Raw genomic sequence first — 12,285 nt, 5'->3', positions numbered from 1 at the left:
GCAGGAGATCCCGGCCCCGCGCGCACCGCGACCCGCAGGAATCCGGGGCGCAGCCATCCGCACCCCGAAGGAACTCCTGCAATATGTCCCGCAGGGCCGCTCGCGTGCGGATGGCCGGGGCTCTGTCGCTCACTCAGTCGCGGGACAGAACGCAGGAGATCCCGGCCCCGCGCGCACCGCGACCCGCAGGAATCCGGGGCGCAGCCATCCGCACCCCGAAGGAACTCCTGCAATATGTCCCGCAGGGCTGCTCGCAGGCGCGGGACCGCAGACACGTCGAGGGGCCCGCGCCCCAGCGCGAGCCCCTCGACGAGCGGTGCGGCCTACTTCACGGCGCCCGCGGTCAGTCCTCCGACGATGTACTTCTGGAGGAAGAGGAACAGCGCCACGACGGGCAGCGCGGCGATCACGGCACCCGCCGAGAACGCGCTCCAGTCGGCGTAGCGCGGGTTCGACACGAGCTTCGTGAGGCCGACCGCGAGCGTCTGCACGTCCGTGTCGATGAGCAGCACCGACGCGACCACGTACTCGTTCACGGAGGCGATGAACGACAGCAGCGCGACGACCGCGAGGATGGGCGCCACGAGCGGCAGGATGATCGTGAAGAACACGCGCGCATGCCCTGCGCCGTCGATCTTGGCAGCCTCGTCGATCGACTGCGGGATCGTGTTGAAGAACCCGTACATGAGGTACGTGTTCACGCCGAGCGCGCCGCCGAGGTAGACGAGGATGAGCCCGATGCGGGTGTTCAGGCCGATCGCGGGGAACCAGTCGCTGATCGCGCTCATGAGGAGGAAGATCGCGACGACCGCGAGCAGCTGCGGGAACATCTGCACGACGACGATCGCGATGAGCCCGAACCGGCGGCCCGCGAACCGCATGCGCGAGAACGCGTACGCCGCGAGCCCGCCCAGGAACACGGTCGCGACGGCGGTGATGCCCGCGATGATGAGCGTGTTGCCGAACCAGGCCACGAACGGCACCTTCGGGTCGCTCAGGATCCGCACGTAGCTGTCGATGCCGATCTTCGAGAAGAGCGCGTTCGAGCCGGTGAGGGTGCCGTTCGGGTTCAGCGAGCTCGAGATGACGAAGACGATCGGCAGGAGCGAGAACGCGACCATGACGACGCCGACGAGGTGGCGCCATCCGGTGTCGGCGAACCAGCGCCCGAAGCCGCGCCGGCGGGGCGCGTACGCGCCGCGGCTGCCGCCGGTGATGGCGACGGTGTCGAGTGAGGCGGTCATCCGTTCAGCTCCTCGAGGGACTTGGTGCGGCGGAACGCGATCACGGAGATGACCGCCACGATGATGAAGATGATGATCGAGTACGCGCTCGCGAGCCCGTAGTCGCGGGTCTGCCCCGTGAAGGCGACCTTGTAGACCATCGAGATCAGCAGGTCGGTGTGGCCGACCGGGATCGGCGCCTCGCTGTCGCGCGGACCGCCGTTCGTGAGCATGTAGACGATGTTGAAGTTGTTGAAGTTGAACGCGAACGACGCGATGAGCAGAGGCGCCACGCTCACGAGCAGGAGCGGCAGCTTGATGAGCCGGAACACGGCCCACGGCTTCGCGCCGTCGACGGTCGCGGCCTCCTGGAGCTCCTCGGGGATGGCCTGCAGCGCTCCCGTGCACACGAGGAACATGTAGGGGAAGCCGAGCCAGAGGTTCACGATGAGCACCGACACCTTCGCGAGCACGGGGTCGGTCAGCCACGGGATGTCGGCGCCGCCGAAGATCACCTCGTTGAGGAACCCGAAGCTCTGGTTCATCATGCCCGCCCACACGAGCGCCGACAGGAACGACGGCACCGCATACGGGAGGATCATGAGCACGCGGTAGGTGCGGCGCCCCCGCATGCGCGCGTTGTTGAACGCGATCGCGAGGAAGAGGCCGAGGAAGAACGTCGACGCGACCGAGATGAGCGCGAACGCGAACGTCCAGATCGTGACGTAGACGAGCGGGCTCGCGAGGCGCGCGTCCGTGACGGCGCGGATGAAGTTGTCGAAGCCGACCGTCACCTGCCACCCGGGAAGGATCTCGGTGCCGTCGGGCGCCGTGAACGCGCCGGTGCCGAGATCGGAGTAGACGGTGCCGCTGCGGAGGTCGGTGAGCGTGCCGGCCGCCTCGTCGTACTCGAGCGTCGAGGTGTAGAGGTACGCGCTCGTCCCGTCGGGGGTGCGGAGGGCGCCGTCGTTCGGGTCGTCCGAGAACGGCACGGCGAGCTCGGTGATCTGGTCGGTGCGCTCGAGCACGTCGGCGAACTGCAGCGTCGTCCAGCCGGGCGCCGACACGGCCTTGTCGCCGTCGAAGCCGGCGTCGACCGGCGCGAGGGGCTGCTCGGCGGTCCCCAGGAGGGCCTCGCCGTCGGGCGTGGTGACGAGGAGGCCGATCTCGCCTCCGGACTCGACCACCGTGATCGGGTAGCTCGCGGAGTCGGGCACGCGCTCGAGGGCCGAGGCCATGAGCGCGGCGACGGCCTGCTCCTTCGAGCCGTTGTGGCCCGTGCCGTAGTTCGTGAAGGCGACGTAGCCCGTGTACACGAGCACGAAGACCTGGAACAGGCACAGGAAGATGAGGCCGGGCGCGAGGTACTTCGCCGCGAGCGCGCGGCGGGAGAAGTAGACCCAGTTGACGATTCCCGCCACGAGCACGACCGCCGCGAGGACGATCCACTGCTCGTGGCCGAACAGCACGAGAGCCGCGTAGACGGCGATCGCGTCGACGATCGCGAGGGCCGCGATCTTCACGATCACGGAGGCCAGTCCGCCGCCGGCCTGGTCGGCGATCGACCGCGCGCGCCGCTGGCGCGCCGTGGGCTTCGGGTCTTCGGTCGCCGTCTCGGCGCCGGAGAGGGTGTCGGTCATGGGTTCCTATCGCTGTCTCGTGGGGTCAGCGGCCGGTCGCCAGGGCGGGCGGACCGCTGCGGTGCGCTCGGACGGTCCGCGGCCGCGGGCGGGGACGCCCCCGTCGAGGGGGCGGCCCGCCCGCGTCCGCGATCCGAGCGGGTGCGTCAGCCGATCGCGGCCTGCACGTCGGCGGCGAGCTTCTGCCACGTCGCGACGGGGTCGGCGCCGTTGATGATCTCGGCCTCCGCGATGCCCCAGTACTGCCACACGGCGCCCATCTCGGGGATCGCGGGCATCGGCACGGCCTCCGCGCCGACGGTCGCGAAGCCGCCGATGATCGGGTCGCTCGAGGCGGTCTCCGCGGCCGACGAGAGCGCGGGGAGGATGTTGCCGGCCTCGAAGAGCGCGAGCTGCGCCTCCTCGCTGCCGAGGTAGTTCACGAGGAAGTCGTTCGCGGCGACCTTGTCGTCCGACTCGGCCGACACGAAGAAGCCCTTCACGCCCGCGAAGGGCGATGCCGGCTGATCGGTCGGGCTCGGGACGGGGTCGATCACGACGTCGATGCCCGCGTCGACCGCTGCGCCGACGTTCCACGGGCCGGTCAGCCAGAAGGCCGCCGTGCCGTCGAGGAACGCCTGCTTGGCGATGTCGCCGTCGATGTCGGTGTTGAACGCGCCCTTGCCGCCCTGCTCGCCGAGCCACGTCGCGAACTCCTCGCCGCCGGCGTTGCCCAGCTGCAGGTCGGTCGCGTCGTAGCCGTTCTCGTTCGTGCCGAAGACGGGAGCGCCGAACGCGGTCTGGAACGGGTAGAGGTGGTACGGGTTGCCCTCCGCGCCCTGCTCGACGACGAACGGGGTCTCGAGGCCGGCGGCCTGGCCCTTCGCGATCATGTCGTCGAAGCTCGTCGCGGCCTCGGGGACGAGCTCGGCGTTGCGCAGCATCGCGATGTTCTCGACCGCGTACGGGAGCATGTAGACGGTGCCGTCGTACGTCGAGGCCTCGACGGCGACGTCGAGGAAGTCGCCCGCGGCGTCGCCCAGCTCGAGAGGCGCCACGACGCCGTTCGTCGCGAGCTCGCCGAGCCAGTCGTGCGCGCCCATCGTGATGTCGGGGCCCTCACCGGTCGGCACCTGCTGGATGAAGTCGTCCTTGATCGTCGCGTTGTCCTTGCCGACGAGCTCGACCTCGACGCCGCTCTTCTCGGTGTACGCGTCCGCCACCGCCTGCAGCGCGTCGACGCGCTCGGCGTCGACCCACACGGTGAGCGTCGACGAGGGCGCCTCGGCGTCTCCGCCGCCCGAAGCGCCTTCGTTCGCGCTGTCGCTCGCACAACCCGCGAGCCCGAGTGCCGTCACGCCGGCCATCGCGACGACGGCCGCGAAGCGTCCCCTGCTGTTCACCTTCATTGGTGTGTCCTCCTGGTTGATGAGCCCGCAACTGTGCAAGCGTTTACAGGTATACACCGTCGAGCACCGATTTGAAAACCGCGAATCTGCGGGCGTGACCGATTCGATACGAATCGCGGGGCGAGTCACGCGCCCATGAACTGCAAACGCTTACAACCGACGCCGAAATCCTCTAGAGTGGGCGACCATGACCCCTGAATGGTGGCGCACCGCCGCGATCTACCAGATCTACCCGCGCTCGTTCGCCGACGCCTCGGGCGACGGCGTCGGCGACCTCGCGGGCGTGACGTCGCGCATGGACGCGCTCGCCGAGCTGGGCATCGACGCGATCTGGCTCTCGCCGTTCATGACCTCGCCCCAGCGCGACGCGGGCTACGACGTGACCGACTACCGCGACGTCGATCCGCTCTTCGGGACGCTGGCCGACTTCGACGCGATGCTCGAGGCCGCGCACGCCCGGGGCATCCGGGTCATCATCGACCTCGTGCCGAACCACTCCTCCGACCAGCACGTCTGGTTCCAGGAGGCGCTGACCGCCGCGCCCGGCAGCCGCGAGCGCGCACGCTACCTGTTCCGCGACGGCCGCGGCCCGGGCGGCCACGAGCCGCCGAACAACTGGCAGTCGATCTTCGGCGGCCCCGCGTGGACGCGCGTCACCGAGGCGGACGGCTCTCCCGGTCAGTGGTACCTGCACCTCTTCGACTCGAGCCAACCCGACTTCGACTGGACGCAGCGCGAGGTGCGCGACGAGTTCCTCGACATCCTGCGCTTCTGGCTCGACCGGGGCGTCGACGGCTTCCGCGTCGACGTCGCGCACGGCCTCATCAAGGAGGACGGGCTCCCCGACTACATCCAGCCCGAGGACGCCGACTCGATGGGCGGCGAGGCCGAGGACGACGTGCCCTACTGGGGGCGCCCCGGCGTCCACGAGGTGTACCGCGAGTGGCGCGCGCTGCTCGAGGAGTACGACGGCGACCGCGCGCTGTGCGCCGAGGCGTGGCGTCCGACCGCGCGCGAGACCGCGCTGTGGGTGCGCCCCGATGAGATGCACCAGGCCTTCAACTTCCCGTACATGATGACCGAGTGGGACGCCGCGGCCCTGCGCACGGTCATCGCCGACTCGCTCGAGGCCTTCCCGGCCGTCGGCGCGCCCGCGACGTGGGTCCTGTCGAACCACGACGTCATCCGGCACGCCTCGCGACTCGCGCTGGGCGCCGACAGCCCGCAGGGCCACGGCATCGGCCCGCTCTCCCCGGGCAAGCCCGACCCCGTCGTCGGCCTCCGCCGCGCCCGAGCGGCGACGACCGTCATGTTCGCGCTGCCGGGAAGCGCCTACATCTACCAGGGCGAGGAGCTCGGGCTCCCCGAGGCGATCGAGCTTCCCGATGAAGCCCGCCAGGACCCGACCTGGTTCCGCACGAACGGCGAGCGCTACGGCCGCGACGGGTGCCGCGTTCCCATCCCGTGGGAGGCCGGCGCGCCGGCGTTCGGCTTCAGCGCGACCGGGGCGTCGTGGCTCCCCCAGCCGGCCGAGTGGCGGGCGCTCGCGCGCGACGTCCAGCGCGACGATCCCGCGTCGACGCTCTCGCTCTACCGCGACCTCCTGCGGCTGCGCCGCGAGGAATCCCTCGCGAGCGGCGACCTCGAGTGGGTCGACGGATGGCCGACGCACGTCCTCGCGTTCCGCAACGGGCGTGTGACGGTGATCGCGAACACGGGATCCGAGGATGTCCCCGCACCCGAGGGCATGCGGGTCCTGTGCGCGAGCGGGCCGCTCGGCGAGGGCGTCGTCCCCGTCGACACGGCCGCCTGGTTCATCGCAGGATGACGCGGGATGCCCCGCGTCTCCTACGATGAACGCGTGCATTCCGTGAGCATCGCCGAGGTCGCCCAGCGCGCAGGCGTCTCGACCGCCACGGTCTCGCGCGCCCTCTCCGGCCGCGGCCACGTGTCGGCGGCGGCGAAGGAGGCCGTCCTCGCGGCGGCCGACGCGCTCGGGTACGTCGTCTCATCGAACGCCTCGAGCCTCGCGAGCGGGCGCACGCGCAACGTCGGCGTCGTGCTGCCGTTCCTCAACCGGTGGTACTTCGCCTCCGTGCTCGAGGGCGCTCAGCAGGCGCTCCTCCGGGCGGGCTACGACGTGACGCTCTACAACCTCTCCGGCGGCGGAGAGGAGCGCGCGAGCGTCTTCGAGCACTTCCTCCTGCGCCAGCGCGTCGACGCCGTGATCGCCGTGTCGCTCGAGCTCACGGAGGACGAGGTCGCCCGCCTGCACGCGCTCGGCAAGCCCATCGTCGGCGTCGGCGGGCCCATCCCGGGGGTGCGCACGCTCGCCATCGACGACGTCGCGGTCGCCAAGCTCGCGACCGAGCACCTCGCGGGGCTCGGGCACACGCGGATCGGCCACCTCGGCGGCCGACCGGAGTTCGACTCCGACTTCCACCTGCCTGTCCAGCGCCGTCACGGGTACGAGGCGGCGCTCGACGAGGCGGGCATCCCGTTCGACCCCGACCTCGTGGCGAACGCCGACTTCACGGTGCAGGGCGGGTACCACGCGGCCAAGCAGCTCCTCGGCGCTCCCCCGCGCAGCCGTCCGACGGCGATCTTCGCGGCCTCCGACGAGATGGCGATCGGCGCCATCCTCGCGGCCCGCGACCTCGGGCTCGCCGTGCCCCACGACGTCTCTGTCGTGGGAATCGACGACCACGACCAGGCCGAGTTCTTCGGGCTCACGACGGTCGCGCAGTTCCCGCGGAAGCAGGGAGCGCGCGCGGTGGACATCCTGCTCGAGCAGCTCGAGCCGCGCGACGGCTCCGAGCCGCTCGCGGACATCCCGCTGCCGTTCGAGCTCGTCGTGCGCTCGTCGACGTCGCGCCCGCGCGACTGAGCCGACCCGGCGCTCGGGCCGTCAGTCGCGCGAGATCCGCACCATCTCGTCGCGCGGGACGACCTTGATGCGCGCGCGGCCGTGCGGCTGGCCCAGCGCGATCTCGTGCGCGTCGAGCCGATGCCACCCCTCGAGGTCGGTCCAGATGACGCCGCGCTCGGCGAGGAGCGCGGGGATGGCGTCGGCCGACGGGTCCTCCGGCTGCCACCACGAGCCCTGATCGTTCACGATGTGCTGCACGGTCTCCATCGCGTCGGACTTCGTGTGCCCGATGAGGCCGACAGGGCCGCGCTTGATCCAGCCGGTCGCGTACAGCCCGGGCACGCGCTCGTTCGAGTCCTCGTGCAGCACCTGACCCTCGTGGTTCGGGATGACCCCGTGCTTCTCGTCGAACGGCACGCCGGGCAGGGGCGATCCGAAGTACCCCACGGCGCGGTAGAGCTGCCCCATCGGCACCTCGCGCATCTCGCCTGTCCCGATGACGCCGCCGTGGCCATCCGGTCGCGTCCGCTCGTACACGAGGGCGGCGACACGGCCCTGCTCATCGGTCTTCACCTCGACGGGGCGCGCCCAGAAGTGCAGGTGCAGACGACGCGAGGCGGTTCCCCCGGCCCCGTTCGCACCCGGGAGGGTGCGCCATTCCTGGAGGACGCGGTCGATGACCTTGACCTGCTTGTTCGACGCGACGGCGGCCTTCGACGCCTCGTCGTAGTCGAAGTCCTCGTCGTACACGACCATGTCCACGTCGCGCAGCTCGCCGAGCTCGCGCAGCTCGAGCGGCGTGAACTTCACCTGCGCGGGGCCTCGGCGGCCGAACACGTGCACATCGGTGACGGGCGATGCCGCGAGCACCTCGTAGACGTTGTCCGGGATCTCGGTGGGCAGCAGGTCCTCGGCGTGCTTGGCGAGCATGCGCGAGATGTCGAGGGCCACGTTGCCGTTGCCGATCACGCCCACCGACGACGCCGTGAGCGGCCACGTGCGCGGGACATCCGGGTGCCCGTCGAACCAGCTCACGAAGTCGGCGGCGCCGAACGAGCCGTCGGCGTCGATGCCGGGGATCGCGAGGTCGGCGTCGCGCACCGCGCCGGTCGCGAACAGCACGGCGTGGTAGTGGCGCTTGAGGTCGTCGAGCGTGAGGTCCTCGCCGAAGCGCACGTTGCCGAAGATGCGGATGTCGCCGCGGTCGAGCACCTCGCGGAGGGCGCCGACGACGCCCTTGATGCGCGGATGATCGGGCGCGACGCCGTAGCGGACGAGGCCGTAGGGCGCGGGGAGCTGCTCGAACAGGTCGATCGACACGTCGAAGCTGCGCTCGGTCTTCAGCAGGATGTCCGCTGCGTAGATGCCGGCCGGGCCTGCGCCCACGATGGCGAGACGGAGCTGGGTCATATCGGTCCCTTCGTTCGGCACCGCGGAGGCGGGCGTCAGCTGGAGCGGATGGCGAGACTCTCCGCGAAGCGCGTGAGCGCCTCGCGGACGGCGCCGCGCGGGAGCGCGTCGAGCGCCGCGATGGCGCCCCTGGTCCATTCGAGCGACAGCTCGCGGGTGGCCTCGGTCACCGGGTGGTCGCGGAGCTCCGCGAGCGGCCCGTCGAGGATCGCGGGGTCGGCGCCGTCGGCGATGCGCGCGACTCCCTCGTCGATGCGCGCGAGGAGGCCGCGCGACGCGTCGTCATCGCGACGCGACAGGAGGAGGTAGGGCATCGTCGGCACGCCGGCGCGCAGATCCGTCCCCGGCACCTTGCCCGTGTCGTCGGGGTTCGCCGAGAGGTCGATCACGTCGTCCGCGAGCTGGAACGCGACGCCCACCTTCTCGCCGTACACGCGCAGGGGCTCGCCGTACTTCTCGTCGGCCCCCGAGAAGTACGCTCCGGCCTGGGCGGCCGCGGCGATGAGCGAGCCCGTCTTGTCGGCGAGCACGCCGATGTAGAACTCGATCGGGTCGTCGCCCGGCTGCGCTCCGAGCGTCTCGTGCATCTGCCCGAGGACGAGGCGCTCGAACGTCTGCGACTGGATGCGCATGGCCTCCTCGCCGTTGCGCGACATGATCACGCTCGCGCGGGACAGGAGCAGGTCTCCCGTGAGGATGGCGACGCTGTTGCCCCACACCTGGTGCGCGGCCGCGACGCCGCGACGCCGGTCGGCGCCGTCCATGACGTCGTCGTGATAGAGCGACCCGAGGTGCATGAGCTCGAGGGCCTTGGCGGCCTCGATGACCGGCTGCGTCGCCCCCTGGCCGAGCTGAGCGGTGAGCAGGACGAGCATCGGGCGGACGCGCTTGCCGCCGGCCTCGTAGAGGTACCGGCTCATCGCGTCGACGAGCGGGTCGGCGGCCTTGAGCTCGACGGCGAGCTCGCTCTCGACCTGCTCGAGGCCCTCCTCGATCTTCGCCGCGAGGCGCCGGGCGACGGGTCCGGCGAACACGCGGTCGCTCAGACCGAATCGGCTCGCCAGCTGCGAACCCGGCGCGGAGGGGCTCGGAGTCACCTGCCCAGCCTACCTGCCCGGCCCGCACCGGCGCTCACGGTGCCTTCAGGCCGAGACATCTCCGGGCGCGGCCTCGCCCGTCGGCTTGACCCCGCGGTGCAGGGCGACGATGCCGAAGCTCAGGTTGCGGTAGCGCACGTCGACCCAGCCCGCCTCGCGGATCCACGTCGCGAGCGTCGCCTGGTCCGGCCAGTGCCGGATCGACTCGTTGAGGTAGTCGTAGGCCTCGCCGTTCGATCCGACGAGGCGCGCGACCCGCGGCAGCACGTTGTCGCCGTAGAAGCGATAGAGCTTTCCGAACAGCCGCCCGGGCGGGGTCGAGAACTCGTTGATGACGAGCCGTCCGCCCGGCTTCGTCACGCGGAAGAGCTCGGCGATCGCCTTCTTGGGGCGGTCGACGTTGCGGAGCCCGTACGACATCGTGACGGCGTCGAACTCGTCGTCATCGAAGGGCAGGTCGGTGGCGTCCGCCTGCACGAAGGTGAGATTGCGGATGTCGCCGTGCCGCCGGCGCCCCTCGGCGAGCATGCCGGGCGAGAAGTCGGCGGCGACGACCTCGGCGCCGCTGCGCGCGAGCGACGCGGACGACGAGCCGGTGCCCGCCGCCAGGTCGAGGATGCGCTCCCCCGGCCGAGGCGCGACCGTGCGGGTCGTCGCCGCGCGCCAGAGCGCGTCGTTCCCGAACGTCATCGCGACGTTGGTGAGGTCGTAGCGCGCAGCGACCTGATCGAACATCCCCGCGACGCTCGCGGGGTCCTTGCCGAGGTCGGCGCGGTTGGGTTCCTTCGGTGCGGCGCTCACCCTGTCGAGTCTAGGTCGTGCAGCACCCCGAACCAGCGGTCGGCGGTGGCATCGTCGAACGGCGCGACGTCGGCGCGCACCTCCCGCTCGAGGACGAGCGTGCGGGCCTCGAGCTCCTCCTGCACGTCGGCGGGATAGCCGTAGTGCGCACGGTGCTCGTCCCACTCGTCACGGTCGTCGACGTAGATGCCGCGGTCGTCGAGGCGGTGCACGACGTCGAGGTCCATGTCGATCGCCGTCGGCTCAGGGCCATCCCAGCGCGCATCCCACGCGAGATCGATGTAAACGCGCGTGAGCGACGGCGCCGCGTTCCGCGTGAGCGTCCACGTGGCCTCGCCCGCGGGGAGGAGCGTGATGCACGCGGCGTCGAGGACGACATCGCGACCGGGGCGCGCGCTGCGCCACCCCGGGAGCTGGCCGAACCAGTCGCCCCAGTCGTCCGACCCGAGATACACGCACTCGTGCACCCAGTGCGGAGAGCCGTCCCACTTGCGCCAGCGGAAGAGCAGTCGGGTTCCCACGGCGGGTCGGTCGGCGCTCACCCTGCCGAGTGTAGACGCGCACGACGTGCGCTCAGCGTGAGTCCCTAGGCTGGAGGCCGTGCCCGACCCGCTCTCCCTGCCGCGCCTGCGCGCGGTGACGCGCCCCATCGACGCCCCCGAGGATCCGCTGCTGCTCGCCTCCGCCGAGGACCCGCTCGTCTGGATGCGCCGCGGCGAGGGGATGATCGGATCCGGAGCCGAGGTGCTGCGGATCGACGTCGGAGAGGACGGCCGGCTCGAGGCGATCGCCGACGTGTGGCGCGCGATCTCGGCCGCGGCCGAGGTGGACGACGCCGTCCGCCTGCCGGGAACGGGACTCGTCGCGTTCGGGGCGTTCGCGTTCGACGAGACCTCGCTCGCGCCGAGCACGCTCATCGTGCCGAGCATCGTCGTGGGGCGCCGCGGCGGCCGCGCGTGGATGACGCGCATCTCGCGGATGGATGGCCCGGAGCCGGCCGCCCCCGATCCGCTCGCGTACGGCCCGCACTGGTCGGCGACGCTCGGTCCCGGCGAGCTCGACCCCGCAGGGCACACCGCGGCGGTTGCCGCCGCACTCGAGGCGATCGCCGCCGGCGAGGTCGAGAAGGTCGTCATCGCGCGGGACATCGCGGGCACGCTGCCCGCCGACGCCGACCTGCGGCGGCTCGTGCGCGCTCTCGCGGAGGGGTACCCCGACACCTGGGCCTATGCCGTCGACGGCATCATCGGGGCGAGCCCCGAGACGCTCGTCACGGTCTCGGGCGGCACCGTCACGGCGCGCGTGCTCGCCGGCACCCGCCCGCGCGGCGCGAACGCGGATGAGGACACGGCGATCACCGCCGAGCTCGCGACGACCGCGAAGGACCTCGACGAGCACCGCTACGCGGTCCAGAGCGTACTCACGGCGCTCGAGCCCCACACGTCGGCTCTCGTCGCCGCCGAGCAGCCGTTCGCCCTGAAGCTGCCGAATGTGTGGCACCTCGCGACGGATGTCGAGGGCACGCTCGCGAACGGCGACTCGGCTCTCGACATGGTGCGCGCGCTGCATCCGACCGCCGCCGTGGCCGGGACCCCGACGCCCGACGCGATCGCCGCCATCCGGCGCATCGAGCCGTTCGACCGCGGTCGCTACGCCGGGCCCGTCGGCTGGGTGGACGGCGACGGCGACGGCGAATGGGCGATCGCGCTGCGCTGCGCCCAGATCGGCGCACCCGAGGGGGCGCACCGCCCGGTCACCGCGCACGCGGGCGGGGGCATCGTCGCGGGCAGCCAGCCCGAGGCCGAGCTGCTCGAGACGCGCGTGAAGTTCCGTCCGATCGTCGACGCGCTCGCGTAG

General features: G+C 71.5%; 10 protein-coding genes. 3 read left to right on the top strand and 7 right to left on the bottom strand.

Features of this window, described 5'->3' with window-relative positions:
- Positions 1–323: 323 nt before the first annotated feature.
- The 3 genes from PKE79_RS15405 to PKE79_RS15395 form a co-directional block, all read right to left on the bottom strand.
- The gene (locus PKE79_RS15405; RefSeq protein ID WP_156243004.1) at positions 324–1,244 is read right to left on the bottom strand and encodes a sugar ABC transporter permease; all 921 of its coding nucleotides are present in this window, start codon (positions 1,242–1,244) and stop codon (positions 324–326) included.
- A complete protein-coding gene (locus PKE79_RS15400; RefSeq protein ID WP_271174593.1) occupies positions 1,241–2,863 on the bottom strand; it encodes an ABC transporter permease subunit in 1,623 nt (540 codons plus the stop codon). Before PKE79_RS15400 ends, PKE79_RS15405 begins: the two co-directional genes overlap by 4 nt.
- 146 nt (positions 2,864–3,009) lie before the next feature.
- Positions 3,010–4,251, bottom strand: a complete 1,242-nt coding sequence (locus PKE79_RS15395; RefSeq protein ID WP_271174592.1) for a sugar ABC transporter substrate-binding protein — start codon at positions 4,249–4,251, stop codon at positions 3,010–3,012.
- A 187-nt stretch (positions 4,252–4,438) separates the two neighbouring features.
- Between PKE79_RS15395 and PKE79_RS15390 the strand changes: the two genes are divergently transcribed.
- Positions 4,439–6,079, top strand: a complete 1,641-nt coding sequence (locus PKE79_RS15390; RefSeq protein ID WP_271174591.1) for a glycoside hydrolase family 13 protein — start codon at positions 4,439–4,441, stop codon at positions 6,077–6,079.
- Positions 6,080–6,112: 33 nt separating this feature from the next.
- Positions 6,113–7,138, top strand: a complete 1,026-nt coding sequence (locus PKE79_RS15385; protein WP_271174590.1) for a LacI family DNA-binding transcriptional regulator — start codon at positions 6,113–6,115, stop codon at positions 7,136–7,138.
- 21 nt (positions 7,139–7,159) lie between these two features.
- Here PKE79_RS15385 and PKE79_RS15380 read toward each other — a convergent pair whose 3' ends face one another.
- From PKE79_RS15380 to PKE79_RS15365, 4 genes are read right to left on the bottom strand one after another with little or no spacing between them, the layout of a single operon-like run.
- Positions 7,160–8,530 carry an FAD-dependent oxidoreductase gene (locus PKE79_RS15380; RefSeq protein ID WP_271174589.1) on the bottom strand — a complete coding sequence of 457 codons (1,371 nt, stop codon included), beginning with the start codon at positions 8,528–8,530 and terminating at the stop codon, positions 7,160–7,162.
- 35 nt (positions 8,531–8,565) lie between these two features.
- Complete coding sequence (locus PKE79_RS15375) at positions 8,566–9,627, bottom strand: polyprenyl synthetase family protein (RefSeq protein WP_271174588.1); 1,062 nt, start codon at positions 9,625–9,627, stop codon at positions 8,566–8,568.
- Between the two features lie 45 nt (positions 9,628–9,672).
- Entirely contained in the window at positions 9,673–10,428 is a 756-nt protein-coding gene (locus PKE79_RS15370) for a class I SAM-dependent methyltransferase (protein WP_271174587.1), read from the bottom strand.
- Positions 10,425–10,970: a DUF402 domain-containing protein gene (locus PKE79_RS15365; RefSeq protein ID WP_271174586.1), complete on the bottom strand. Its 546-nt coding sequence runs from the start codon at positions 10,968–10,970 to the stop codon at positions 10,425–10,427. The genes PKE79_RS15370 and PKE79_RS15365 overlap by 4 nt, the downstream gene beginning before the upstream one ends.
- A 58-nt stretch (positions 10,971–11,028) precedes the next feature.
- On the opposite strand from PKE79_RS15365, the gene PKE79_RS15360 reads away from it, so the two are divergent.
- Positions 11,029–12,285 carry an isochorismate synthase gene (locus tag PKE79_RS15360; protein WP_271174585.1) on the top strand — a complete coding sequence of 419 codons (1,257 nt, stop codon included), beginning with the start codon at positions 11,029–11,031 and terminating at the stop codon, positions 12,283–12,285.

The sequence above is a fragment of the Microbacterium barkeri genome, assembly GCF_027921765.1.
In the GTDB taxonomy this organism is placed as follows: domain Bacteria; phylum Actinomycetota; class Actinomycetes; order Actinomycetales; family Microbacteriaceae; genus Microbacterium; species Microbacterium barkeri.
Note: the sequence above shows the minus strand (reverse complement) of the source record. Positions and strands in the feature narration are given on the sequence as shown.